General features: G+C 57.3%; 24 protein-coding genes. 14 read left to right on the top strand and 10 right to left on the bottom strand.

What is annotated here, in order from left to right:
- The first annotated feature begins 308 nt into the window (after positions 1-308).
- From ACI0FJ_RS09305 to ACI0FJ_RS09275, 7 genes are all read left to right on the top strand, one after another.
- Positions 309-2,711: a homocysteine S-methyltransferase family protein gene (locus tag ACI0FJ_RS09305; protein ID WP_424306528.1), complete on the top strand. Its 2,403-nt coding sequence runs from the start codon at positions 309-311 to the stop codon at positions 2,709-2,711.
- A gap of 38 nt (positions 2,712-2,749) precedes the next feature.
- Positions 2,750-3,208 (top strand): TlpA family protein disulfide reductase, encoded by a 459-nt coding sequence (locus ACI0FJ_RS09300; RefSeq protein WP_424302220.1) that lies wholly within the window; start codon positions 2,750-2,752, stop codon positions 3,206-3,208.
- 10 nt (positions 3,209-3,218) lie between these two features.
- Entirely contained in the window at positions 3,219-3,692 is a 474-nt protein-coding gene (locus ACI0FJ_RS09295; protein ID WP_424302218.1) for an N-acetyltransferase, read from the top strand.
- A gap of 13 nt (positions 3,693-3,705) precedes the next feature.
- Entirely contained in the window at positions 3,706-4,230 is a 525-nt protein-coding gene (gene hpt / locus ACI0FJ_RS09290; RefSeq protein WP_424302215.1) for a hypoxanthine phosphoribosyltransferase, read from the top strand.
- A gap of 40 nt (positions 4,231-4,270) precedes the next feature.
- Complete coding sequence (locus ACI0FJ_RS09285; RefSeq protein WP_424302212.1) at positions 4,271-5,152, top strand: DUF3426 domain-containing protein; 882 nt, start codon at positions 4,271-4,273, stop codon at positions 5,150-5,152.
- Positions 5,153-5,165: 13 nt separating this feature from the next.
- Entirely contained in the window at positions 5,166-6,500 is a 1,335-nt protein-coding gene (gene radA / locus ACI0FJ_RS09280; RefSeq protein WP_424302209.1) for a DNA repair protein RadA, read from the top strand.
- Positions 6,501-7,046: 546 nt separating this feature from the next.
- The gene (locus ACI0FJ_RS09275) at positions 7,047-9,122 is read left to right on the top strand and encodes a cache domain-containing protein (protein ID WP_424302206.1); all 2,076 of its coding nucleotides are present in this window, start codon (positions 7,047-7,049) and stop codon (positions 9,120-9,122) included.
- 77 nt (positions 9,123-9,199) lie between these two features.
- Here ACI0FJ_RS09275 and ACI0FJ_RS09270 read toward each other — a convergent pair whose 3' ends face one another.
- From ACI0FJ_RS09270 to ACI0FJ_RS09260, 3 genes are all read right to left on the bottom strand, one after another.
- A complete protein-coding gene (locus tag ACI0FJ_RS09270) occupies positions 9,200-9,985 on the bottom strand; it encodes an amidohydrolase family protein (RefSeq protein ID WP_424302203.1) in 786 nt (261 codons plus the stop codon).
- Positions 9,986-10,122: 137 nt separating this feature from the next.
- Positions 10,123-10,554 (bottom strand): ACT domain-containing protein, encoded by a 432-nt coding sequence (locus ACI0FJ_RS09265; RefSeq protein ID WP_424302200.1) that lies wholly within the window; start codon positions 10,552-10,554, stop codon positions 10,123-10,125.
- A 43-nt stretch (positions 10,555-10,597) separates the two neighbouring features.
- Positions 10,598-11,896, bottom strand: coding sequence for a phenylacetate--CoA ligase family protein (locus ACI0FJ_RS09260; RefSeq protein WP_424302197.1), 1,299 nt, complete (start codon positions 11,894-11,896; stop codon positions 10,598-10,600).
- A gap of 427 nt (positions 11,897-12,323) precedes the next feature.
- Here ACI0FJ_RS09260 and ACI0FJ_RS09255 point away from each other — a divergent pair, with 427 nt between their 5' ends.
- Positions 12,324-12,590, top strand: a complete 267-nt coding sequence (locus ACI0FJ_RS09255; RefSeq protein ID WP_424302194.1) for a hypothetical protein — start codon at positions 12,324-12,326, stop codon at positions 12,588-12,590.
- 156 nt (positions 12,591-12,746) lie between these two features.
- Here ACI0FJ_RS09255 and xth read toward each other — a convergent pair whose 3' ends face one another.
- Positions 12,747-13,511 carry an exodeoxyribonuclease III gene (xth, locus tag ACI0FJ_RS09250; RefSeq protein WP_424302191.1) on the bottom strand — a complete coding sequence of 255 codons (765 nt, stop codon included), beginning with the start codon at positions 13,509-13,511 and terminating at the stop codon, positions 12,747-12,749.
- Positions 13,512-13,748: 237 nt separating this feature from the next.
- Here xth and ACI0FJ_RS09245 point away from each other — a divergent pair, with 237 nt between their 5' ends.
- Genes ACI0FJ_RS09245 through ACI0FJ_RS09230 form a run of 4 tightly spaced genes read left to right on the top strand, consistent with a single transcriptional unit; the run spans position 13,749 to position 17,029 of the window.
- Positions 13,749-14,945, top strand: coding sequence for a sensor domain-containing diguanylate cyclase (locus ACI0FJ_RS09245; protein WP_424302188.1), 1,197 nt, complete (start codon positions 13,749-13,751; stop codon positions 14,943-14,945).
- Between the two features lie 8 nt (positions 14,946-14,953).
- Positions 14,954-16,123, top strand: a complete 1,170-nt coding sequence (locus ACI0FJ_RS09240) for a PP2C family protein-serine/threonine phosphatase (protein WP_424302185.1) — start codon at positions 14,954-14,956, stop codon at positions 16,121-16,123.
- Positions 16,107-16,649 carry a SiaB family protein kinase gene (locus ACI0FJ_RS09235; RefSeq protein ID WP_424302182.1) on the top strand — a complete coding sequence of 181 codons (543 nt, stop codon included), beginning with the start codon at positions 16,107-16,109 and terminating at the stop codon, positions 16,647-16,649. Before ACI0FJ_RS09240 ends, ACI0FJ_RS09235 begins: the two co-directional genes overlap by 17 nt.
- Positions 16,649-17,029, top strand: a complete 381-nt coding sequence (locus ACI0FJ_RS09230; RefSeq protein WP_424302179.1) for a DUF1987 domain-containing protein — start codon at positions 16,649-16,651, stop codon at positions 17,027-17,029. The genes ACI0FJ_RS09235 and ACI0FJ_RS09230 overlap by 1 nt, the downstream gene beginning before the upstream one ends.
- A gap of 513 nt (positions 17,030-17,542) precedes the next feature.
- Here the strand turns inward: ACI0FJ_RS09230 and ACI0FJ_RS09225 are convergent.
- The 4 genes from ACI0FJ_RS09225 to ACI0FJ_RS09210 form a co-directional block, all read right to left on the bottom strand.
- Entirely contained in the window at positions 17,543-19,243 is a 1,701-nt protein-coding gene (locus tag ACI0FJ_RS09225; RefSeq protein WP_424302176.1) for a long-chain-fatty-acid--CoA ligase, read from the bottom strand.
- Between the two features lie 117 nt (positions 19,244-19,360).
- Positions 19,361-20,086 carry an SPOR domain-containing protein gene (locus ACI0FJ_RS09220; protein ID WP_424302173.1) on the bottom strand — a complete coding sequence of 242 codons (726 nt, stop codon included), beginning with the start codon at positions 20,084-20,086 and terminating at the stop codon, positions 19,361-19,363.
- A gap of 24 nt (positions 20,087-20,110) precedes the next feature.
- Positions 20,111-21,766: an arginine--tRNA ligase gene (gene argS, locus ACI0FJ_RS09215; RefSeq protein ID WP_424302170.1), complete on the bottom strand. Its 1,656-nt coding sequence runs from the start codon at positions 21,764-21,766 to the stop codon at positions 20,111-20,113.
- A gap of 42 nt (positions 21,767-21,808) precedes the next feature.
- Positions 21,809-22,747 carry an ACP S-malonyltransferase gene (locus ACI0FJ_RS09210; protein WP_424302167.1) on the bottom strand — a complete coding sequence of 313 codons (939 nt, stop codon included), beginning with the start codon at positions 22,745-22,747 and terminating at the stop codon, positions 21,809-21,811.
- A gap of 126 nt (positions 22,748-22,873) precedes the next feature.
- On the opposite strand from ACI0FJ_RS09210, the gene ACI0FJ_RS09205 reads away from it, so the two are divergent.
- Positions 22,874-23,551, top strand: coding sequence for a 16S rRNA (guanine(527)-N(7))-methyltransferase RsmG (locus ACI0FJ_RS09205; RefSeq protein ID WP_424302164.1), 678 nt, complete (start codon positions 22,874-22,876; stop codon positions 23,549-23,551).
- Here the strand turns inward: ACI0FJ_RS09205 and ACI0FJ_RS09200 are convergent.
- Positions 23,512-23,730 carry a hypothetical protein gene (locus ACI0FJ_RS09200; RefSeq protein ID WP_424302161.1) on the bottom strand — a complete coding sequence of 73 codons (219 nt, stop codon included), beginning with the start codon at positions 23,728-23,730 and terminating at the stop codon, positions 23,512-23,514. The two genes, ACI0FJ_RS09205 and ACI0FJ_RS09200, sit on opposite strands and share 40 nt — an antisense overlap.
- A gap of 163 nt (positions 23,731-23,893) precedes the next feature.
- On the bottom strand, positions 23,894-24,361 hold the full coding sequence (locus ACI0FJ_RS09195; protein ID WP_424302158.1) for a 23S rRNA (pseudouridine(1915)-N(3))-methyltransferase RlmH: 468 nt from the start codon (positions 24,359-24,361) through the stop codon (positions 23,894-23,896).
- A 177-nt stretch (positions 24,362-24,538) separates the two neighbouring features.
- On the opposite strand from ACI0FJ_RS09195, the gene ACI0FJ_RS09190 reads away from it, so the two are divergent.
- The gene (locus ACI0FJ_RS09190) at positions 24,539-25,135 is read left to right on the top strand and encodes a DUF4390 domain-containing protein (RefSeq protein WP_424302156.1); all 597 of its coding nucleotides are present in this window, start codon (positions 24,539-24,541) and stop codon (positions 25,133-25,135) included.
- Positions 25,136-25,155 lie beyond the last annotated feature (20 nt).

The raw sequence follows: 25,155 nt of genomic DNA, 5'->3' as shown, positions 1-25,155 counted from the left end.
TCTCATCGTTGGGTTGTGTCGTTTTGGGTTGCGACGAACGGTCGAGCTTCTTGGTCCTGGCTTTATTTGTAGTCTTTTTTGGGCTCATTTTGTGTTGTTTTGGCTGAACGCTCGAGCGTCCTTGCCGGGGTGTGTATGACTGGCAGTCTTGATACGGGTTGAACCATACCTTCTATAGTTTTTGTTTGTCCTTTTCAACGTTTTTGAGTAAACGTGCCCCACACGCGGGAGTGCGGGTCCTCTGTGAATGGAACCGCATGTCGGAGTGCCGTTCCCCCGTGTCACGCCAAATTTCGGAGGCCAATATCGTGCCGGATTTCCGCAAACTTCTTTCAGACAGCCGCATCCATATATATGACGGTGGGTACGGAACCCTTCTCCAGGCCCGTGGACTTCCTGCCGGGCGTTCCCCCGAGCTGTGGGGGCTTGAGGAACCCGAGGTCATCCGCCAGACGCACCGTGACTACATTGCCGCCGGTGCGGAGATACTCACCTCCAATACTTTTGGCGGTTCCGCGCCCAAGCTGGAAGGTGCCGCAGACGTCCGCACGCTAAACCGTACCATGGCCCAGCTTGCACGTGAAGTGGCTGGAAACGATATTTTTGTTTCGGGAAGCGTCGGTCCCACCGGGCTGTTTGTCCAGCCGCTCGGACCGCTCAGTTTCCGCGACATGGTGGATATTTACAAAGAGCAGATCGAAGGCCTCGTGGAAGGCGGGGTGGACCTTATCAAGGCCGAAACCCATTTTGATCTGGCCGAAATACGGGCCGTGGTGGTTGCCACCCGGCTGGTCTGCGACCTGCCCATTCTTACGTCCATGACCTTTGAGGGCGGCGTCAGCCTTACCGGCACGCCTCCCGACGTGTTTGTGGAAACCATGCAGAACATGGGCGTGGAGCTCATTGGCGTGAACTGCTCGGCCGGTCCTGTGGAGATTATGTCCACAGTGCGCCGTATGGGCAAGGTGCTGGAAACGCCTCTGCATGTCCAGCCCAACGCCGGACTGCCCCAGATGGTGGACGGCAAAACCGTGTTCCGCCTGGACCCGGAAACTTTTTCGAGCGAAACCGCCAAGTTTGCCACGTGCGGCGCCAAGACCCTGGGCGGCTGCTGCGGCACCACGCCGGACCACATCCGGGCCTTGGCGGAAAAGGTGCGCGGCGCGGACTTTGCCTGCAACGAGCCGGAAGAAAAGGTGGTGCTGTCGCTCACCTCGCGGTCTGCTTCCACCCGCATGGGCTTCGGCCTGCCTTCGGTCATCATTGGCGAGCGCATCAACCCCACGGGCAAGCAGCGTCTCATCGACGAGTTGCAGCAGGGCGAGTTCGGCTATGCCATGGCGCTGGCCGAGGAGCAGATGGAAGCCGGGGCCGGTATACTGGACGTCAACGTGGGCGCGCCCATGGTGGAGGAAAAGACCGTGCTGCCCGCTCTGGGCAAGCTGCTGGTGGAACGCGCCCAGATTCCCCTGTGTTTCGATTCCAACGACATGGACGCCATCGAAGAATGCCTGTGGAACTATCCCGGCTCTCCGCTCATCAACTCCATTTCCGGCGAACCGGGGCGCATGGAACGCCTTGGCCCGCTGTGCAAACTTTTCGGCGCTCCCTTCATCCTTTTGCCGCTTATCGGACGTAAGTTGCCGGTGAGTGCGCAGGACCGCTTGCAGGTGATTGATCAGCTGTTGACCAAGGCCGACGATCTGGGCATTCCGCGCCGTCTCATCTGCGTGGACGCCCTGGTGCTGACGGTTTCGTCCAAGCCGCAGGCCGGAGCCGCCTGCCTGGAGGTCATCCGCCACTGCCGCGACAAGTGGGGGCTTGCCACCACCATGGGGCTGTCTAATATTTCCTTTGGTCTGCCCGCCCGCGAATTGATCAATACCAATTTCGCGGTCATGAGCATGGCCTCGGGGCTTACCTCGTTCATTTCCAATCCCGGTTCGGCCCGCATGCGCGAGGCCATGGCCGCGGCCGAAGTTCTGCTGGGGCGCGATGCCCAGGCCGAGAACTTCATAGCCGGATATTCGGACTGGAAGCCCGGCTCCGGCGGTGGAGCAGGCGGGACGGCCAAGGCCCGGCGCAAGATAGAAACCCTTGGCGATGCCGTCATCGTCGGTGCCAGGGACGATATCGAAGGGATGATCCAGGCCGAGCTGGATACCGGGCGTGGCGCTTCGGCCATCGTCAACGAGGATCTCATCCCCGCCATCATGGAAGTGGGTGAGAAGTACGAACGCAAGGAATATTTTCTGCCGCAGCTCATGCTCTCTGCCGAGACCATGCAGCGCGGCTTCAACCTGCTGCGTCCGCTTTTGGAAAAGGGCGGGGCAACAGAGGAAAAAGCGGTCATCATCATGGCCACGGTGGAAGGCGATATCCACGACATCGGCAAGAACATCGTCTGTCTGATGCTGCGCAACCACGGCTTTGAGGTCTTTGACCTGGGCAAGGACGTGTCTGCCGCGCGCATTGTGGACGAGGCCGCCAAGGCCAAGGCTTCCGTCATAGGGCTTTCCGCCCTGATGACCACCACCATGGTCAAGATGAAGGACGTGGTGACGCTGGTGCGGGAACGGGGGCTGGCCGCCAAGGTGATGGTGGGCGGCGCAGTGGTGACACAGGACTTTGCCGACAGTATCGGCGCGGACGGCTATTCCGCCGATGCCGTGGCTGCGGTAAAGCTGGCCAAGCAGCTCTGCGGAGCGTAACTCCCGCCTGGCTAAACGTTGTTATCGAGGGAATGAACATGCGAAAAACAGTGGCAGCAATACTGTTGCTTTTTTGTCTGGCCCTGGCCGGACCTGCCGGGGCCGAGGCGCCGCCGGCAATGACGTACACGCAATTGCTCAAGGTGCTGGCAACCAGCGACACCCCGGTTGTGGTCAATTTCTGGGCCACCTGGTGCGGTCCCTGCCGCCAGGAGCTCCCCACGCTGCACAAGCTGGCGGCGACGTACGATACGAGCAAACTCAAGATTATCGGCATTTCCGTGGACCAGGACATCAACGCCCTGGACCGGTTTCTCGTGCTCAACCCCATGAACTACCCCGTGTATCGCGGGGGCAACGACCTGTTTCAGGCGTTTCGGGTTTCCAGCATTCCCCACACCATGATTTACAAGGCCAAGGGCAAACGGGTCTTGAACCGTGTTGGTGTGTTGGAATGGGACGAACTCGTCCAGGCCGTGCAACAGGCATCCGAGTAGGTATTCCCAGATGAGCGAGTATTGTGTGCGCAAAGCGCGCATGGAAGATGTGAAACTCATTCACGCCATGCTGTACGACTATGCGGGCAAGGGGCGGCTGTTGCCGCGTTCCCTGAATCAGATTTACGGCAGCCTTCGCGATTTCTATGTGGCCGAGGGCAAGGACGGCGAAGTGCTTGGTTGTTCGGCCCTGACCATATTCTGGGAAGACCTGGCCGAAATCCGTTCCGTGGCCGTGGCACCGGAAGTCAAGGGCAAGGGACTGGGCCGCGCGCTTGTGAGTGCCTGCCTGGACGAGGCACGCTCCCTTGGGTTACATAAGGTCTTTACTTTGACCTACGAGGTCGGGTTCTTTGAGCACATGGGGCTGGAAAAGGTGGGCAAGGAAACATTGCCCCAGAAAATCTGGTCCGATTGCCTGAACTGCCCCAAGTTTCCCGATTGCGATGAAACCGCAATGTTAATTAGTATCAAACCCCTATAGTATTTTTATGGATATGAACAACGCCAATCTCGTTGAACTCATCAGCCCCCAGGCCATTCAGAAACGTATTCAGGAAATCGCCGACCAGCTGAATACGGAATACGCGGACAAGGAAGTCGTGTGCGTGTGCGTGCTCAAAGGGGCTTTCTGCTTTTTTTCCGACGTCGTGCGCCGGCTGACCATGCGGCCCATGTTGGATTTCATCCGCCTGTCCAGTTACGGCAACAGCACCTCCACGTCCGGAAAGATTCTCTTTTCCAAAGACCTGGAAATCGACATCACCGACAAACATGTTCTGATTTTCGAGGACATTGTGGATTCGGGGCGGTCCATGGAGTTTCTCATGGCCGTGTTGCAAAAGCGCGGTCCCGCCTCGGTGCGCATCTGTTCCCTGCTGGACAAGGCAGAGCGGCGCGAGGTGGAAGTTGAAGTCCACTACAGCGGCTTTTCCTTGAAGGAAGGGTTTGTTGTGGGATACGGGCTGGATTACGCCGAGCGCTACAGGGAACTTCCCGGAGTCTATGAGATAGTCGAGTGATGGCGCCGACCACCATGTCAAGGCCAAGCGAGGAATCCGAATGATCGTAACCTGTCCGGAATGCGCAACAAAATACAATCTGCCTGACGACAAAATATCGCCTTCGGGAGCCCGTGTCCGTTGTACCAAGTGCAAGCACGTGTTTTCGGTTTCGCCGTCCGTGCCGTCCGGGGACGAAGCCCTGGACGATCTGCTTGGCGCCAATGGACAGGAAGAGGAAGATATCGCGTCCGAGCAGGAGAGCGAGCGCGATACCGAGGATTCCGGCAGCGGTTTGGACAGTTTCGGCGACATGGATATGGGCTTCGATATCGGAGGCAAATCCAAGAAGAAAAAGGCCAAGGGAAAAGGCAAGGGCAAGAAGATTTTTCTGTCCCTGCTCATTCTGCTGCTCTTGCTGGGCGGCGGTGGCTTTGCCCTTGTCCACTTTAAGGTCGTTTCCATGGACATGATTCCCTTTCTGGGAAGCGCGGAAAATGCCACGCAGACCGCGGAAGGCGAGGAAGGCACCAAGTCTCCCGAAGACGCCGTCCGCCTCATTCTGCTGGAAAACGTGCGTCAGTACTATGTGAACAACGAGAAGGCCGGGTCGCTCTTTGTCATCGAGGGCAAGGCCGTCAATAATTTCGATACGCCCAGAGAGTTCCTCAAGGTGCAGGCCACGCTGTTCAATGCCGACGGTGTGTCCCTGGCGAGCAAGGAAGTCGTCTGCGGCAACGTGCTTTCCTACTTCCAATTGCAGATTCTTTCCCGCACCGAGTTGGAGGCCAACCTTTCCAACGAAATGGGTGTGCTGAACAACAATACGAATCTGGACAAGGGCGCTGGCTCGCCGTTCATGATCCTGTTTTTCGATCCGCCCAAGGATGTGGCCGAATTCGGGGTCAAGGTCGTCGAGGCCAAGCTTCCGCCCAAAATGTAGCCCTCTGCCCTCCATGAAAAAACGCGCACAATATGCCTGTTCCGCCTGCGGGGCTGTTTCGCCCCGCTGGAGCGGACAGTGTCCCCGTTGCGGCCAGTGGAATACCATGGCCGAGGAGCCTGTTTCCGTTACGCGGCTTGGCTCCAAGGCGTCTTCCGATGCCTCGTTGGTGCGTCCTGTGGCCCTGGAAGACCTGCCCGTGGAGGACGGCGCGGCCCGTCCCACTGGCATGGACGAGCTGGACGCCTTTCTGGGCGGCGGACTCGTGCCCGGCGCGGCCCTGCTGCTGGGCGGGGAACCGGGCATAGGCAAATCCACGTTACTTATCCAACTGGCCGGGCAACTGGCGGCCCAGGGGCGTTCCGCCCTGTATGTCAGCGGTGAGGAATCGCTTTCCCAATTGCGGGGCCGGGCCGAACGCCTCGGCCTGCTGGGGCCGGGACTGACCGCGCTGTCCGGCAACAATGCCGACGACGTGGCCGCGCTGATGCGCACGGACAAGCCGGAATTGGTTATTGTGGATTCGGTCCAGACCATGGCAACCTCCCAGGCGGATTCCATTCCCGGCAGCGTCTCCCAGGTGCGGGCGGTTTCGTCCGGGCTGGTCGAGGAGGCCAAAAAGTCCGGCTGCGCCCTTATTCTTGTGGGCCATGTCACCAAGGACGGCCAGATTGCCGGACCGCGCCTCATGGAGCATATGGTCGATACCGTGCTCTACCTGGAAGGCGACCGCCGCCACGTGTTCCGCATCCTGCGGGTGCTCAAAAATCGTTTCGGTCCCACGGACGAGCTGCTTGTGCTGCAGATGCGGCCCAAGGGGCTGGAAGTGGTGCCCGATCCTTCCACTTTTTTTCTTGGCGCGCGGGATGCCGGACAGCCCGGAGCCGCCGTGGTCATGGCAGTGGACGGCCACCGGCCCTTTGCCGTGGAAGTGCAGGCCCTGGCCAGCAAGTCCTTTCTTTCCGTGCCTCGGCGGACGGCTCTGGGATTTGACCAGGGACGCCTCAACCTGCTGCTGGCCGTCATTGAAAAACATCTGCGCCTGAATTTCGGACAGTTCGATGTCTATGCCAAGATCGGGGGAGGGCTGAAGCTGGCCGATCCCGGCCTGGACCTGGGCATTGTGGCGTCCCTGCTTTCTTCTTTTTACGATACCCCGCTGCCCGAAGGCGCGGTGTTTTGGGGAGAAGTGGACCTGAGCGGCCAGATACGCCCTGTTTCCGGCCACGAGGTGCGCTTCAAGCAGGCCGACCGTTTGGGGTATGGTCCCATTCTTCATTCCGGTTCCGGCGTAAAGGGCGTGAAGCGGCTGGAAGATTTTCAAAAGGCGGTATTCGGGCGGGGGTAGTCTGCCTTTGGCCTTTCAGGATATTTCAATTCCATTCAAATTTTGGGCATAACTTTTTTGTAATATGCCATGGTTTGTTTTTTTAGCGGGCTGGGAACTGGCTCGCTTTTTTTTGTGCTTTCCATTTGGCCCCTGCTGTTGCCAGCTTCCGGCCCATCCCCCGATAACCAAGGCCGTACATGGCTTGCCCATGAATAGAGACAGATTTTTCGAACGCGAAATCTGCCGCATAATTGGAAGATTGTTTTTTACTGATTGAAAAATATAATTGCAAAAATGAATAAATTACAAATATACTGAAATATTTTTACATAGGAATTTCGTCAAAATGTAAATTTAGCAGAGCATGCTGCCTTTTAAAAGGCGCTTGTGTCTGGTGTGCAAGGTTTTTCTCGTATCAGTAGAAAAGATTATAAGAAAAAGAGTCTTTAATTATCCTGAGTTATGTTCTTCATGTGTTGCTGTCCAAACAGGTTGGCATGATTTAGGCAATTAAAATTCATATTATAAACGGCCCGGAATTCATGCCCAGATTGGAGCAGAAAAATGGACAAGACATTGGTAAAGCGGCACGAACGGACTTTGCTGAGTGCCATGAACTCCGTGGACAACTGCGTTAACCATCTTTCCCGTCTCGACAGACAGTGGACCATGGCCACGCTGACGGGCAAGATAAATTGCAGCCGGATTGCGCACACGCTCATCGAGTTCATCATCACCACGCAGGAGAATTTTTCCTCTCTCAAGCAGAACCTTATCGACACGCTGCTTGTGGAAAATCTTCAAAAAGTGGTCCTGGAAATTTCCGCTGTTGCGCAGGTTGCCATCGACATTCTCAAACGGAACCTTTTTGAACGAACTGCGGACGTGGGATTTCTGGCCACGGATGACGATATCGTCCAGTTTCTTCTCCATGAGGAGACGGAAAGCGATGCCAGGGCTGTTATGCGCATCGAGGAACGGCTCCTGGAATATCGTAATAAATATACTGTTTACAACGAAATCATCATCTTGGACGCCAAGGGGGAAGTACGCGCCCACCTGGACCGGTCCAACAAAATCTACCATTCCGACGATCCCATGCTGAAAGCGGCCTTGGAAAAAGACCCGCACGACCCGGACCAGTATGTGGAGACCTACCGCGAAACCGACCTTGTGCCGGGACGCGGTCCTGTACTGATCTATTCGCAGGCCATCCGCATGCCGGGGACCGGTGCCCCGCTTGGGGTATTGTGCCTTGTCTTTGACTTTGAAAACGAAATGAAGGGGATTTTTGAAAATCTCGCCTTGTTTTCCAAGGATATGTCCATAGCCATTCTGGACGAATCCGGCAGGGCCATTGCGTCCAGCGATCCTTCGTGTGTTGCCGTGGGACGGCAATTGACCACCACAGGCCATGACGCGTTCCGCATTGTGAACATGGATGGCGTGGCCTATCTTGCGAAGACCCTCAATACCAAGGGGTATCAGGGGTTCATGGGGTTGCCGTGGTACGGCCATGTGATGAAGCGCCTTAATGTGGCTTTCCGGAGCGGATCGAACGGTCACGCCCTGGACGAAAAAATGATCCGCAGCAAGGCGGACTTTTCCGGAAGGCTGCTCAAGGTGGAGGAAGCATCGGAAAACGTCCTGTCCGACCTGGAGCTGGTGGTCCAGAACGGCGAGATAATGGCCGCCAAAAAGGCGGTTCAGGCTGATGAATCGGAAAAGATAGAGGCTCGTGCCCTGCCCAACATCCTGAGTGAAGTCAAAAAGATCGGCGACCAGATTCAGCATGTTTTTCAGTCGTCCACCGGCGATCTGCTCAAGCTTGTAACGACTTCCCGGCTCAGCGACGTCCAGTTTCTGGCACAGCTGTCCATCGACATCATGGACCGCAACCTCTACGAACGCGCCAACGACTGCCGTTGGTGGGCTCTGACATCGGACTTCCGGCGCATTCTGGCAAAGGGAGCCGTTACCCCGGACGACCGCGACCGGATGCGGGAGATTCTCGGCTACATCAACGGGCTGTACACGGTCTACACCAACCTGTTTGTGTACGATGCAACGGGGCGTATCCTGGCCTGTTCCAATCCCGCGGAATACGGGCAGGAAGAAAGCATCCTTAGCGGGCCCTGCGTTTCCGGAGCCCTGGCGCTGACCAACTCGCAGCAGTACAGCGTGTCGGATTTCAAATCCACGCACCTGTATGCCGGGGAGAACGGAGAGCCGCGCCATACTTACATCTACAATGCAGCCATTACCTCCCTGGACGACAATGAAACCGTGGTTGGCGGGATTGGCATCATCTTCGACTCGGAACCCCAGTTCCGGGCCATGCTGGAAGACGTCATGCCGCGCGACGGGCAGGGCAATATTCTGGAAAATTCAGAAGGATTGTTCGTCAGCCCGGACGGCGTGATAATCGCCTCCACCAATCCCGAGCACAAGGCCGGGGACAAGATTCCGCTGACAGACGCTTTTTGCCAGCTGTGTACGGGAGAAGTCTCTTCGCACCTGGTTGCGGAAAACGACGGACTGTATGCCGTAGGCTGCGCGCATTCGGCGGGCTATCGCGAGTACAAGCGCGACGGTGGCTATGAAAATGATGTTTTGGGTATTGTCAGAATTCGAATTTAGCCGCTTAACACCGCACCTCCGCCGCAGGGAATGACTTTCCTGCGGCGATGGTGCGTCTTTGGGGGCAGATTTTTCAGCTATTCGAAAAGACGGCCGCCGTTGCAGATCACTTCGTCCAGTTCACTGTCGGTGAGGTGCAGGCGTTTTTGCAGCTTGATGGCTTCGTCGCCCGGATCGAAAAGAGGGTAGTCGCTACCGAAGAGAATGCGTTCCCTGGGGTGCTTGTTCCAGATGGCGGAAAGCGTGGCGTCGTCGATGTAGTCCAGGGTGCTGGAGGTGTCGATGAAGGCTTCCGTGCCTATAATGGTGTCCAGAGCGTATTTCCAGTGCTGGTAGCCGCCCATATGCGCGGCAATGAAGCGTGCGCCGGGAAAAGTGCGCATGAGTTTGGCGAATTTGATGGGGCAGGAGGGGTTTTTCTCCGGGGGGAGTACATCTCCCACGTGGAACATGATGGTGAACTTGTCCACGACAAGCCGCAGCATTTCCACAAAGCGGGGATCGTCCATGAAAAAGCCCTGGAAGTCGCAGTGCATTTTCAGGCCGGTGATGTTGTTGCGGAGCAGGCGTTCGATTTCCTTTTCCGGTTGCTGGTAGTCGATGTGCAGCGTGCCGAAGGCGATAATCTCCGGGAATTTCTGCTGCATTCCGATGGCCCAGTTGTTGGCGGGAATAACCTGGGAACGGTCCGTTGCGGCAGAGTGCACAACCACCTTGTCCAGCCCCGCCTTGCGGGCGCGTTCCAAAAGGTCGTCCACTTTGCCCGTGCCCAAAGGCCGAATGCCGTAGTGGTTCTCAAGATGGGCAACAGCTTTTTCCGCAATCTTGTCGTGAAAAGCGTGAGTATGTACGTCGATTCGCATTGAAAAACTCTATAAAGCCGCCATTTCCCTTTGCCGGGGAGCTGGTTGTTTGAATTGTGAAAAACCTGTTTGGGGAAGAAGCGGCGAAACATTGGTCCGAAGACACCGGGGTGCCTTCGGACCAAATGGGATGGGCGCTACATTTCGTACAGCTGCGTGCCGGGAATGATCGGGATGTCGAGTTCCTGCAACACTTCGATAGCCTGGTCCAGCTTGTCGAAGCGGAAGATGATGACGGCGTTTTTGCCGCTCTGCTGTACAAAGGCGTACATGTACTCGACGTTTACCCCGCGTTCTCCCAGATTTTCCAGGATGTCGTGCAGTCCGCCCGGACGGTCCGGGACTTCCACTGCCACCACGCTTGTCCGGCCCACGGTGAAACCGGCTTCCTTCAGTACCTTGCGTGCCTTTTCAAAGTCGGACACGATCAGGCGCAGAATGCCGAAATCCGAGGTGTCTGCCAGGGAAAGCGCACGCAGGTTGATGTTGTTGTCGGAAAGTGTCTTGGTCACTTCGGCCAGACGTCCCGCCCTATTTTCCAGAAAAATGGAGAGTTGCTCGACTTTCATTGCGTCCTCGCTTCAGGTTGATAATTCGGCCGGGTGCGGACGTTTAGCCGCGTTGGTCAATTATGCGCTTGGCTTTCCCCGCGCTGCGTTCAATGGTTCTTGGTTCGACCAGTTTGACCTTTGCGGTGACGCCCAGGAAATCCTTGATATTTTTTTGTATCCCGCCTTCGAGACGTTGTAAATTTTTGATCGCGTCGGAAAAGAGCTTTTCGTCGACTTCCACCTGCACTTCCAGCGTGTCCAGAGTGCCTTCGCGCTTTATAATCAGCTGATAGTGCGGAGTAAGTCCCTCGGTTTCCAGCAGAATGCTTTCGATCTGGGACGGGAATACGTTGACGCCGCGGATGATGAGCATGTCGTCGGAACGGCCCATCAGACGGTGCATGCGGGCAAAGGTCCGGCCGCATTTGCAGGGCGTGTAGTCCAGGCTGGTCAGGTCCTTGGTCCGGTAGCGGATAAGCGGAATGGCTTCCTTGGTCAGCGTGGTGATGACCAGTTCGCCCGTGCTTCCGGGAGGGAGAATTTCGCCTGTTTCCGGGTTGATGATTTCCACGAGGAAGTGATCTTCCTGGATGTGCAGGCCGTTCTGGGCTTCGATGCACTCCATGGCAACGCCGGGGCCCATGACTTCGGACAAACCGTAGATGTCCATGGCTTTCAGGCCCATTTTACGTTCCACGTCGCGACGCATTTCGTCGGTCCAGGGCTCGGCACCAAAGATGCCGATGCGCAGGGGCAGTTTGGCAATGTCTATTCCCGCTTCCATGGCTGCCTCGTGCAGGTGCAGGGCGTAGCTGGGGGTGCAGCAGATGACGTCCGGGGCAAAGTCCTTGAGCAGGACGGCCTGGCGCTTGGTGCTGCCGCCGGAGATGGGAATGACCGTGGCACCCAGACGTTCGGCACCGTAGTGGGCGCCCAGACCGCCGGTGAACAGGCCGTACCCGTAGGCGTTGTGGATGACGTCGTTGCTGTTGGCACCGGCCAGCATGAAACTGCGGGCCATGAGTTCGGACCAGTTGCGGATGTCGCGGCGGGTGTAGCCCACAACCGTGGCTCTGCCCGTGGTGCCGGACGAGGCGTGCACTCGGACGACCTGATCGCGCGGTACGGCGAACATGCCAAAAGGATAGTGGTTGCGCAGGTCCTGCTTTTCGGTAAACGGAAGGTTGGTCAGGTCGCTTAGCGAGCGGATCTCGGAAGGCTTCAGCCCGGCCTCGTCAAATTTTTTGCGGTAAAAGGGCACATTGGCGTAAACTCGTTCGCATTGGGTCTGCAAGCGCCGCAGTTGGAGCGCCTCGAGTTCTTCACGAGGCAGGGTTTCCTGTTCATAATCAAAAAGCATGTCGCCCTCCGTAATGTATTAATCCTTCCGTTTATAACGAATGATGATCCGCCCGTACCCGGGGCACTACCAGGTTGCCGAAGACTCGGCACAACAGCCGGATAAGGCGTTTTAAATGCCCGACAAACCACCACTGCGTCAAGGTGGCGGGACAGGATGGAAAATTTTAGTATCCATGTGATGTCCACCAACTTCATGCATGGAGTTGGTGGAAGATCACGACCTGAAAAACGTGGTTTTCAGGTTCGTTCACGCCGCCTTCAATATTTCCGGCGGCGCATGGTGGGCTTCTCCCACCATGTTACGTGTCGCGTGTACTCCTGCATTTGTAATGCAACAAATTAACCGGACGCGACACGAGAAAAATGGTCGCTTGAAATCCTCGAGTATTCCAGCGTATTTTTCCTTTAATCAAAGGAGAAGCAAGATGCGTATTTTCTTCCTGCTTGCCGTGCTGACGGCGACGCTATGCCTTGGGGGCTGCTTTACCAAAACCGTGGAAGCGCAAAACTACCAGCAGGCCGTGGCCGAGTTCGGCAAGCCCATGTCCTGTAATACCCGTCCCGACGGCCTTAAATACTGCAGCTGGCTGCGCCATCGGATAAACGAGCTGGACTACACGTACAGGCTGTTCATGGTTTTCGACCGCAACGACGAACTGGTCCGTACCTACACGAAAAGTGTAGTGAAATAGCGTGGTGAAACAAGTAACCGAATAAGTGGTCGAATAGGGACAAGCCGAGGTGTGGGACAGGCGGCGGATGGAGAGACAGAGTAATCCGCCGCGTCCCGTACCTGCGCAGGGCAGACGGAACGCGACGGATGCTATTCGTTGGTTGCGGACGTTCGTCTACAGATCCAGCTCCAGCCCGATGGGGCAATGGTCCGAACCGGTCACGTCGTCCTCTATCCAGGCGCGTTTGACTTTGGGGCGAAGCTCCTCGCACACGAAAAAGTAGTCGATGCGCCACCCCGCGTTGCGTTCCCTGGCCTTGAAGCGATAGCTCCACCATGAATAGTGGCCGCCGTCCGGCTGGAACATGCGGAAGGTGTCCACATAGCCGTGGTCCAGCAGGGTGTCTATCCACTCCCGTTCCATGGGCAGAAAGCCCGACCGGTCTTCATTGGCCTTGGCGTTTTTCAGATCTATTTCCGTATGCGCGGTGTTCACATCGCCGCAGATGACCACGGGCTTGCTCTCGCGCAGCTGCTGGGCATAGGCCAGAAAGGCGTCGTAATAGGCCATTTTGAAATCAAGGCGCTCCTGGCTCATCTGGCCGTTGGGGAAATAGCAGTTCATCAGGTATATCTCTGGATATTCCAGGGTGATGAGACGGCCTTCGCCTGCAAATTCTGGCTCGGGCAGGCCGGTGCTGACGGACAGCGGTTCCTTGCGGTACAGGCAGGCCGTGCCCGAGTAGCCCTTCTTGACCGTGGCCGGATTCCATGTGCCCGTGTAGCCGTGCGGGTTGAGGTCGCCCTCGTCGAGCTGGTCCGGAGTGGCCTTGATTTCCTGCAGGCTGACCACATCGGCGTCGCAGGCCGTGAACCAGTCCCAGAAGCCTTTTTTGATAACGGCGCGGAATCCATTGATGTTCCAGGAATACAATTTCATGCGAATATCCGTTTGGCTGGCGTTTTTGTGGAGTCTCAATAGTACACGGTGGGCTTGTTGAGCACAATGGCGTGGCGAAAAAGTGGAAACAAGTTTCTTTTTGATGGAATAGCTATTGATCTTGATTATTAAATTCAATAGTAACAATTCCTGGCATACCAAAGGATACTCCGAAGCGCCTACGAAAACTTCCCGCATATCCGGGCCGAGACAAGGAACCGCAAAGATAAGCTGAACATGCCACTGAAAAAAGAGAAAGCCCTTGTGGAAAGGGCTGAACATTATTTGTCCCGGGCGGCAGGAGGGGAACCACCGACTCTGGACGACTTCCGCGAACTGCTGGAAGGCTTCAAAAAGCTGCTGCGTCAGAGTGGTCGACTGTTGTCCATGGGCGACCGAATGCAGGCGCAACTCAATGTGCTCAATCGTGAGATAGCAGCCAAAGAAGCTTTGTATCGCTCTATCTTTTCCCATGTTTCCGAAGGGATTTTCAGCACCACGTCCAGCGGCGATCTGGTCGAGGTCAATCCTGCCATGGCCCGCATTCTGGGCTGGGAATCTGCCGAGAGTTTTGTGGCTGCGGTTCCCGGTCTGGGGGCGCTGTTTGTTTCCCCCAAAGACCATGAAAGCTACCTGAATGTGCTTGCCAAACATGGCCGTGTGGAACGCTTTGAAGCCGCGCTCAGACGTCGGGACGGGGGCGAGGTATGGATTCAACTGAGTGTGCAGCGGCTCCACGAGGAAGTTGTTGTCTGCCCGGACGGCAAAGAGGTCTACGTGGGGGTTGCCCTGGATATGACAGAGCAGCGCCGGGTTATGGCCGAACTGTCGCACCGCGCCAATGTGGATTCCCTGACGGAACTGCCAAACCGCCGATATTTCATGGAGATATTTCGCCGGGAATTGCGGCGCAGCAGACATGCCCAAAGTCCTCTTGCCGTGATGATTGCGGACATAGATTTTTTTAAACGTGTAAACGACACCATGGGGCACGATGCAGGAGATGCGGTGCTGCGCAAGGTGGCGCACTGCATTTGCGGAAGTGTGCGCGATGTGGACACCTGCGCACGCCTGGGCGGTGAGGAGTTTGTGATGCTCTTCCCGGAAACCGAGGCAAAGATCGCCCTGACGGCTGCGGAAAGGATACGCGGGGCAGTGGAGGATTGTTGTTGCGGTGGGGCGCGCTGCCCCTTGGTGACTGTTTCCATCGGGGTGTGCGCCTGGACTCCGGACCTGCTCCATGAGGAGTTGGAACATGCGGAAGACACAAAGGAAGCGGACCCGGACGTGCTGCTGAAGTGGGCGGATGTGGCCCTGTATGAAGCCAAACGAAGCGGCAGAAACAGGGTGTGTCTGTACGACGGGCCGTTCGTGGCTTGCGGCGGGCTCCAGAGCGCGGCCCCGGTTTCGCACAACAGCGGGATAAAGGGATGAATATGCGCATGCAGACGAAAATGCGACTGGTTCTGTTTGGAGGCACCATCGCCTTTCCCCTGATTCTGCTGATCGGTATGGATTACATGGATCGGTCAACCGTGGAAACCGTTTTGGGGGTATGGGTGGCTGCCGGACTTATTCTGCTGGCTCCTGGTGCGTACCTGACCACTAATTTTGTCGCCGGAAGAGCAATTCGCCGATTGAATGCGGCCTGTAGTGAAATGCGCAATGGAAACCTCTCGCCTTTCGAATCCGTGCCCGAAGACTGGGAAAATCCGGATGAGCTTCAACTTTTGAAGGCAAACATGTTTTGGATGAGCCATGCCGTGGAAAGCCGCCAGATTGCCCTGAATAGTGCGCTGAAGGATTTGGCGGGAGCGCAGCAGCGGGTAATGGAGTCTTTGGATTACGCAAGCCTTATTCAAAAGGCGTTTCTTCCCCCGCCCGAGGAATTGAAAGGGGTTTTTCCCGATCATTTTCTCATTTGGGAACAGCGCGACGTGGTGGGCGGTGATTCCTACTGGATGCGCAAAACATCGGCAGGGGTATTTGTGGCAGTTATCGATTGCACCGGGCATGGGGTGCCAGGGGCGTTTATGACCCTTATTGTCCACTCTCTGTTCGAACGGCTGGACGTGGAATCCATGGAGGGCGATCCCGCCAGCGTCCTTGCCTGCATGAACCGCGGCGTCAAAAGCGCCCTGGGCTCGGATGATGGCAGCTCCGGTGCCGACGACGGTATGGACTGCTCCGTTTGCTACATCCCCGACGACAGGCAGCAGGTGGTGTTTTCCGGGGCTCGTAATTCACTTTTTATCCGCCATGCCGACAGTGCCGTTACGGAAGTGAAGGGCGACAGGTGCGGCGTGGGGTTTGCTCGTTCTCCGGCCGACTACGGTTTTACAAACAAGGTGGTGACCGTTCGCCCCGGCATGCGGTTTTACCTGATGAGTGATGGAGTTGTGGACCAGGTGGGCGGCGAAACGAGGCTGCCGTATGGTAAAAAGAGATTGCGTAATTTTTTGTCCGGTAACGGGCGAGAGGATTTTTCAAGACAACAGGTGCTGCTGGAACACGAATTGACACGGTATCGTGGTGGAGAGTCCGTTCGGGACGATCGGACAGTTCTGGGTTTTGCCCTGACCGACAGGAGGGAACATGCTGCAGAAGTATAGACATATGGAAGGAGAAGGCGTGGTGCTGTATTTTTGCGGCCCTATCTGCCAGGGATTGGTGGAGGGGCTGGGCGATGTGCTGCGCTGCAAAATGGCGAGTGAGAATCATGCTTCCAACACGGTTCGCAAGGTCTTTGCCGTATTGGTGGAGCAGATGCAGAACGTGGTCAACTATGCGGGCGAGAATCCCCGGGGCGAATCGTCCCGGCTGGGCATGGGGCAGATTTTGGTAAGCCGTAACAACGGCGGCTTTACAGTAAGCTGCGGCAACAGGATTTCTCCTTCCATGAAAGACAAAATCCGTACAAAGATCGAAATCGTGAACGGCATGGATAAAGAGCAACTTAAAATTTACTACCGGGAGCAGCGACGCAAAACGTCCGACACCGATTCTCTGGGGGCCGGGCTGGGATTCATAGAAATGGCGCGTAAGGCCAGCAGACCATTGACCTACAGCTTTGATCCCATGGAGGACGAGGGGCTCTTCTTCGTGGTCAATGCCAGTCTCGACATGGAGGGGAAGTAATGGAGCGCGTGCAAATAGGGGCCACAAAGTCGTCCCCAGCCGTGGATTTTGACCCGGAAGAAGGCCTTCTGGAAATCTGCGGGGAGTCCTATCCTGAAAATTGCGGCAAGTTCTACGATCCCCTGTTCGACCTGCTGGGCGAATACCTGGAATCCCCACAATCGGACAAACTGCGCCTGAACATGGAAATCGTCTATTTCAACAGTTCCACTTCCAAGGCCTTTATGGATCTTTTCGATATGCTCGACGATGCCGTGCGCAACGGCAAAGACATAGAGGTGAGCTGGCGCTTCCACGAAGACAACGACATTGCCCAGGAATGCGGGCAGGAGTTTCAGGAGGATTTGCGGGACCTGCCTTTTCATTTACAGCAAATTTAAGTGCCATGGCGCTGAAAAAGGCCTGATAGCTTCGTTGCTTCGGTAAACGCAAATCCTTGCGTATATAAGAATACGCGTCGGCCTTGGGTTTCCCCTTGCGCCTTGCTCTCCCACCTCTTTGAGCAGCATGGTGTAAGGCTGAAAAAGGCCCGATAGCTGCGTTGCTTCGGTAAACTCAAATCCTCGCGTATATAAGAATACGCGTCGGCCTTGGGTTTCCCCTTGCGCCTTGCTCTCCCGCCTTTTTGAGCGCCATGGCGTAAGGCTGAAAGAGGCCCGATAGCTGCGTTGCTTCGGTAAACTCAAATCCTCGCGTATATAAAAATACGCGTCGGCCTTGAGTTTCCCCTCGCGCCTTGTGCTCCCACCTCTTTGAGCAGCATGGTGTATGGGGGAAGGGCATGAGAGCATCGTCGAGATGCGCTTGGTACCTCGGAAAAAATAACCCCTCGCGTATGGAAAAATACGCGAGGGGTTTGAATTTGTTTCGGCAATGGAGACGGTACGCGTCTGTTACTCGCCTTTTTTTCTGCTTTTTTTGCGCGACAGCTCTTCATCGCGCAGGGCACGGCGCAGCACCTTGCCGACCAGGGTCTTGGGCAGCTCGTCACGGAACTCGACCCGCTTGGGCACCTTGTAACCAGCCAGCTTTTCCTTGCAGTAGGCCAGAATCTCCTGCTTGGTCAGCTGCTGTCCGGGTTTCAGCACAATGAACGCCTTGACGATTTCGCCGCGCGTCTGGTGGGGAATGCCCACGGCGCAGGCTTCCTGGATGGCCGGGTGTTCGTAGAGCACCTCGTCCACTTCGCGCGGGTAGATGTTGTACCCGGCGGAGATGATGAGGTCTTTTTTGCGGTCCACGATGGTGAAGTAGCCCTGCTCGTCCATGGTGGCGATATCGCCGGTGTAGAGCCACCCGTTGCGCAGGGTGCTGGCGGTTTCATCCGGACGCCCCCAATAGCCCTTCATGACCTGGGGAGCCTTGATGATGAGTTCGCCCAGTTTTCCCGGAGGCAGGGGCGGACCGCCCACTTCCATGTCCACGATGCGGGCATCGGTGTCCGGGAAGGGCAGGCCGATGGTGCCGGGCTTGCGTTCGCCGTTGAGCGGGTTGAGGTGCGTTACCGGAGAGGCTTCGGTAAGGCCGTAGCCTTCGATGATTTCCGCGCCCGTGCGTTTTCTGAACTGGTTCAGGATTTCCATGGGCATGGCTGCCGACCCTGAAACGCAATAGCGTAGGGAAGAGAAATCCGTCTCCTCAAAGCGCTTCTGGTGCATGAGCGCAATGTACACGCTGGGAGCGCCGGGAAAGATGGTGGGCTTGATCTTGCCAAAGGCCTGGAGCACTTCCATGGGGTCGAAACGCGGCATGGGTGCCGTGGTCGCGCCCAGAGAGGTGGGCAGGTTCAGGCAGGTTCCCAGACCGTACACATGGAAATAGGGCAGTACTCCCAAAAAAACTTCCGACCCCATGTTGCAGGTGTGCAGCAGGGAGTGAATTTGGGTTGCGTTGGCCACCAGATTGGCGTGGGTGATCATGCAACCTTTGGAAACACCCGTGGTGCCGCCGGTGTACTGCAGCAGGGCCAGGTCCGCATGGGGCATGATGTTGGGGTGCGAGTAGCGTTTCTTGCCCTTGAGCAGGGACTTCCAGGGAAGGATCTTCTTTCCGTCGTAGGGAATCCTTACGGCCCGGCCTTCTTTTTTCAGTTTGAGTTTGGCCAGCCAGTTCAGGGGAAACTTGAGTGCCTCGGGGATGGAGGTGATGTAGATTTTTTTGACCGGGGTCCTGTCGTACAGCGGTTCTATCTTGGGCCAGAGCATGTCCAGCAGCACCAGATGGCGTACGTCCGCATCGTTGAATTGGTGCAGGACCTCTTTTTCTCTGTACAGGGGGTTGGTCATGACCACGGCGCCCCCCGCCTTGAGAATGCCCCAGTAGGTGACGATGGTCTGGGGCAGGTTGGGCAGCATGACGCCGACCCGGTCGCCGGAACGAACGCCCTGGGCACGCAGGTTGGCGGCCATTATCTCGGCTTGCGCGTGCAGTTCGGCGTAGGTGATGGTCTTGTTCTTGAAAATAATGGCCGCGCGGTCGGGGTATTCCTTGGCGCTGCGGTCGAGGTATTCGAATACCGGTATATTTTCGTATGTCAGGTTCTTGGGCACGTTGGGATCGTAGCTCGCGAACCAGGGACGTGTTTCTTCGGACATCTCTCCCCCTCGAAAATTGATGGGCAGGTGTATAATTTGCACGGGGATGGATGACAAGGGAAAAGCTGAAACCCGTTTGCAGCCCACCCCACGGGGCGTTCTATAGGGAACGCAGGTTTATAACGGTTTTTTGCTTCGCATGATGATCTTGTTCACACCCAGCTCGGCAAGAATGCTTTTGAGATGGGCCGTGTCCGCGGGCTTTCCGCGAAAATGGACCAGAACCCGGTACCAGGTTTTCTGCCCCACCTTGACGGATTCGCTTGCCGGGTGAAGACCGCGATCCTTCAGGGTATTGGCAAAGCCGTGGGCCGAGAGTTTGTCCTGAAAGGCCGCCACCTGATAGACGTAGTTGAACATGCCCTTTTGTGGGGTGGGCGTGGCAGGGGCGGAAGCCTTTTGCACGGCCGGAGCGGGTTGGGACGCTTTTTGGGCTTTGGCCGGTTCGGCCTTGGGCTTTGGTTTTGGCTCCGGTTTGGGGCTGGGCTTCATATCCCGGACAGTGTTGGGCGACTTTTGGTGCAGGGACTTCATGTAGTCCAGCTCCACGGCCTTGAGGACGCGGTCCTCGGGTTTGGGCTGCTCCGCCACGGCTTTTGCGGCGGGCGGTTCGGGGATGAGCTTGGACAGTTCGGGAACGTCATTTTCCGGACGGTAGCCCCGTCCCAGCAGGACGCCCAATATAAAAACCCAGATCAAACAGAGCAAGGCTCCGAACCCGGCGGCGATAAGGCCGCCGGGCGAGAGTTCCAGGGTAAACTTGCGGGGCTGCTTGGCCTCGCTGTTTTTTTTGGCTTTTCCGTTTTTGTCGGATTTGCCGTTGGATTTTCTCAAAAAAGCCATTGCTTGTCCTCGGCTGTTATGCGCCTACATGCTTTCCGGGGCGCTTACACCGAGCAGGCCCAGGCCGTTGGCCAGTGCCTGGCGTACAGAATCGATGAGAGCCAGGCGTGCGGCAATCACTGCGTCGTCCCCGGCGGTGAGAATCTTGTTGGCCGAGTAGTAGCGGTGCAGCAGTCCGGCCAGTTCGCGCAAATAGTAGCTGATGTGGTGCGGGGAGAAGGTGTGGGCCGAGGCCTGCACCGCGTCCGGGAACTGTTCCAGGCAGCGCAGCAGCAACTGGTCTTCCAGGGTATTCAGGGGCGAAAGGTCGGCCTGTCCCGGAGCGGGAATGGCAATGTCCAGTTCCTCTGCCTTGCGGAATACGGAACAGATGCGGGCGTGAGCGTACTGCACGTAGTAGACCGGATTGTCCATGGACTTTTCCTTGACCAGATCCAGGTCGAAATCCAGCTTGCTGTCGCTCTTGCGTGACAGGAAGATGAAGCGCGCGCTGTCCGCACCCACTTCCTCGACCACGTCGGCCAGGGTTTCGAATTTTCCGGCCCGTGTGCTCATGGCGATCTGTTCGCCGCCCTTGAGCAGGTTGACCAGCTGCACAAGGATGACTTCGAGCTGGTCGGCTTCCTTGCCCAGGGCCTGCACCGCGGCCTTCATGCGCTGGATGTAGCCGTGGTGGTCCGCACCCCAGATGTCGATGACCAGATCGAAACCGCGCTTGTACTTGTCGTCGTGGTAGGCGATGTCCGAGGCAAAATAGGTCAGGTCGCCGCTGGACTTGCGCAGAACGCGGTTCTTGTCGTCCTTGAAATCTGTGGAGCGGAACCAGAGCGCGCCGTCCTCATCGTAGGCGAGTCCCTCTTTCCTGAGAAAGTCGAAGGTTTCGTCCACCTTGCCTGCTTCGGTCAGGGAACGTTCGGAAAACCATACCTGGTGTTCCACGTTGAAATCCTGAAGGTCCTGCTTGATGCCGTCCAGAATGACGGCCATGCCGTATTCGCGGCAGATGGAAACCGCCTCGTCCTCGGCCATGTCCAGCAGGGTCTTGCCGTGCTTGTCGGCAAGCTCCTTGGCCAGGTCCATGATGTACTCGCCCTTGTAGCCGTTTTCGAACAGCTCGATGTCGGCACCGAAGTGCTGCTGGTAGCGGCAGAAGATGGACTTGCCCAGAATGAGCATCTGGCGTCCGGCGTCGTTGAGATAGTATTCCGTGGAAACTTCCCAACCGGCGGCCCGCATGATGCGCGCCAGGCTGTCGCCTACGGCGGCGCCGCGGCCGTGCCCTATGTGCAGGGGGCCCGTGGGATTGGCGGATACGTATTCCACCTGCACCCTGCGTCCCTGTCCCAGGTCGATGCGTCCGTATTCTTCGCCTCGCTCGCGGATATCCACCACGGTCTGGCGCCAGAAAGCGTCGGAAAAGAAAAAGTTGAGAAAACCGGGGCCGGCTACGTCGATGCGTTCGATGGACGTATCCATGCCTTCGATGACCGCCTTGAGGTCTTCGGCGATTTTCCGGGGCGCCTTCTTGGCCACCTTGGAGAGCATCATGGCCGCGTTGGTGGCCAGGTCGCCAAAGCTTTTGTCTCTGGGCGGTTCAATGGTCATCTTTTCGGGAACGGGCAGCTCCAGCGAAGCCAGGGCCTGTTCCAGGGTCGCTTTCAAATGGTTGTATGCACGCATTGGGTTCTCGGTTGCTTGTTGTTTGGGAAAATTGGTTGCGAGCTACAGGGCCTGGACCGCTTCCAGACCGGGACAGCTCCGGGCTTCGAATTCCTCGTCGCCCAGCGGTTTCACGTTGGGGCCGACCATGCGGGTCAGCACGCCCTTGGGGCCAAGCTCCACAAAGGTGCGGACTCCGGCCTGCCACATGGATTCCATGCTCTGGGTCCAGAGGACCGAGGAGATCATCTGTTTTTTCATCTGCTCGCACAGGGCTGGGCCGGCGCTTTGGGGCGCGCCCGTAACGTTCAGGACCACGGGAAAGTCGGCATTGCGCCAGTGCAGCTTGTCCATCACCTTGGCAAGTTCGGCGGCGGCCTCGTTCATCATGGGCGAGTGGAAGGCTCCGCTGACGGCCAGCCGAATGCCGCGGCCCTTGTTGGGCTTGGCCTGCGCTTCGGCGGCGGCTACCGCGTCCACATGGCCGCTCACCACGTACTGGACCGGTGTGTTGTAGTTGGCAATGCGCAGCGGCTTGCCCGTGGAATCGGCGGCCTCGCGGACAATTTCATCCACGGTTTCGCGGTTCATCTTGAGCATGGCGGCCATGGCGCCGTCTGTGCCGCCGCATTCGGACATCAGCCGACCGCGCAGGGCGACCAGCTCTATGATGCTTTTTGCGTCCAGAGCTCCGGCCGCGAACAGGGCGGAAAATTCACCCAGGCTGTGGCCCGCGGCAAAGGCCGGGGATATCTTGCCCTTGGCCTGGCGCCAGAAGGTCATGCCCACCACGGTAAGGGCGGGTTGCAGCCATCGTGTCTCGGCCATGTCGGCGTCGTCACCGTCCCAGTACAGTCCGCGCAGGTCGTAGCCGCAAACGGACTCCGCGGTCTTCCACAATTCCATGGACTGGGCATCGGCTTCGGCTATATCGCGGCCCATGCCTTTTTCCTGGGAACCCTGTCCCGGAAAGAGTACGGCGCAAAGGTCGGTCGTGGTCATTGTTGTTTTCTCCCTACAGCGCATTCCTTGGGAACGGCGCCGCAATAAATGACTTTTTCGTCGGTGTGGTATAGCTTGCCCCTGCACTTCCGGCACATGGCCGGAGCGAATTTTTCAGGAGCATATATGTCGCAAACTTTTTCGCCCGCCGAGGCCGCACGTCTGGCTGCCGGAGACGGCTGGCCGCTCGATGACGAGCAGGCCCGTTATCTTGCAGGATACGCCGGACTGACCGAAACCTGGAACAAAAAAATGAACCTGGTGGGTCCGTCGTCCGCTGCGGAAATTCTACGCCAGCTTGCCGCCGACAGCTGGCATCTGGCCCGTTTTCTGGACTCGCTTTCCCTGTCGTCCGATCCGCTGTGCCTGGATTTCGGCGCGGGAGCCGGACTGCCGGGGCTGCCGCTGCGGGCCTTCTGGACGCGGGGCAGCTATCATCTGGTGGAGGCCCGGGCCAAACGCGCTTCGTTTTTACGCTATGCGACGGCGCGGCTCAAGCCCGCGAATACGCATGTGCACCAGAGCCGGGTGGAAAACCTGCCGCAGGACCTGCGCGGGGCCGACCTGATCGTCTCGCGGGCATTCATGCCCTGGCGTGATTTTCTCGACATTTCCCTGGATTTTCTGAGCCCCGGCGGAATCTGTCTGGTTATGGCCAACGAACCCGAACCGGTAGGTGCAGGGGATTGCGTGGAAGCCGGTGCCGGTCCGACGCAGTGGCGGCTGGTGGCCGGAACGCGCTACACCGTGCTGGATGCCGTGCGTTACTTCTGGGCCTTTACCCCGGTCAGCATTTCCAAATAAGAATCCTTGAAAATAAGCTTGGTGGCCGTTGCGTCTGCAAGTTCGGCAACGTCCATCAGCTTTTCCAGCAGGTCGAGAATTTCGTACTGCTTGTTGAGGCTGCCGCCCCGGAACTGTTCCTCCAGCTTGCCGGAAGACATAAGCTCTTCGAATTTATTCAACTCTTCAATAGTGAGCATGGTGGTCTCCAGTTCGTCGGTTATCCGTGGGAACCTGCCACAAACCCGGTAGCGGGTAAAGCGGAGAGAGGAGGCTGTGAAAATGCGGCCCCGTCAGACCCCGTCGGCTTGTACAAAGCCCGCAGGGTGTGTGTCTCCTGGTATCCCGGCCATGCCGGGGCGTTCAGTCGTTGTGGTAGGGCAGCCCCGCGCGGATGGCTGCGGCCCGGTAAATTTGTTCCAGCAGTACCAGCCGGGCCATTTCGTGGGGCAGGGTCATGGGGCCGAACGCCAGCAGCATGTCGGCCTTGTTGCGAATTTCCTCTCCCAGTCCGTACGGCCCGCCAATGACGAAACAGACGCCGCTGTGCCGCTCCACAAGATTGTGGAGTTTGGCGGAAAAAGTACGCGAGGCCATGGACTTGCCTTTTTCATCCAGGCAGATCAGGGCCTCTCCCGGCTTGTGCCGGGCCAGCAGGGACGTGGCTTCCGCTTCCTTGCGCTGTTCCGGGGAAAGACGCGGCGAGGAATCCTTTACCCAGTCTTCCTCCAACCGGAAAAAACGGCTCAGCAGTTTACGGTAGTGGTCCGCAGCCTTGCCAAAATGGCCCGCTTTGGCCTTGCCCACTGTGAGTATCCGTACCGGTTTCACCCGTCTTTCTCCATTTTTTTCAGCGTGAAATACACGCCGCGCAGTCTGTACAACCCGCTTTGCAAGTTGTCAAAGCAACCTCGTTTCTATACTCTGCAGCCACTTGCGGTAAAGTTGCGCCGCATGACTTGCACCAGAATACGAGCAGTATCTACCGGCTGTGCAGTGAGAGGACAAATGCATTTTCCCCCCAATGGGCTTGGACTTCGCGGCAAAGGGCGGTTGACCTATGTTCTGCTTATGGCCCTGCTGCTTTTTATGGGCTATGCCCGCCCCTGTCTGGCCCAACATATAGTGTTGGAAAACCTGGTTGTGGACAACCAGGAAGACCGTATCATGATCCGTTTCGGGCTGAAGCTCGACGGTGCTGAGCGTCTGGCTGCCGAGCTGGAGCGAGGAGCCGTTCTGGAGCTCATCGTAAGCGCAGACCTCAGCCAGGACCGGTCACTGATATGGAGCAAGGGGCTGACGGATGCCGAGCATCACAGCACCCTGCGGTTCGATGCTTTGACCCGCAATTATATTCTGGAGCGTCCGGGCGTGGACGACAATTTGCGGGACAAGGATTTGGAAGTGCTGCTTGCCAAGGCCTGGAAGCATATTGATCTGGACCTGGGCCAGTGGTCTTTGCTTGCACCGGGCGAGAGCTTTTTTATTGATATGTCCATCCGTCTGATCCATCAGGAAGTTCCCAGCTGGATGAAGAGCGTGCTTTTCTTCTGGAATTGGGACGCCGTGCCGGAAACCACCTACCGAATGTCATTCCAGTATTGACCGCAGGGCTGCCCGAAGGT

The organism is Desulfovibrio sp. 7SRBS1, from assembly GCF_049723905.1.
In the GTDB taxonomy this organism is placed as follows: Bacteria; Desulfobacterota; Desulfovibrionia; order Desulfovibrionales; family Desulfovibrionaceae.
This window is presented reverse-complemented; position numbering and strand designations above follow the sequence as displayed.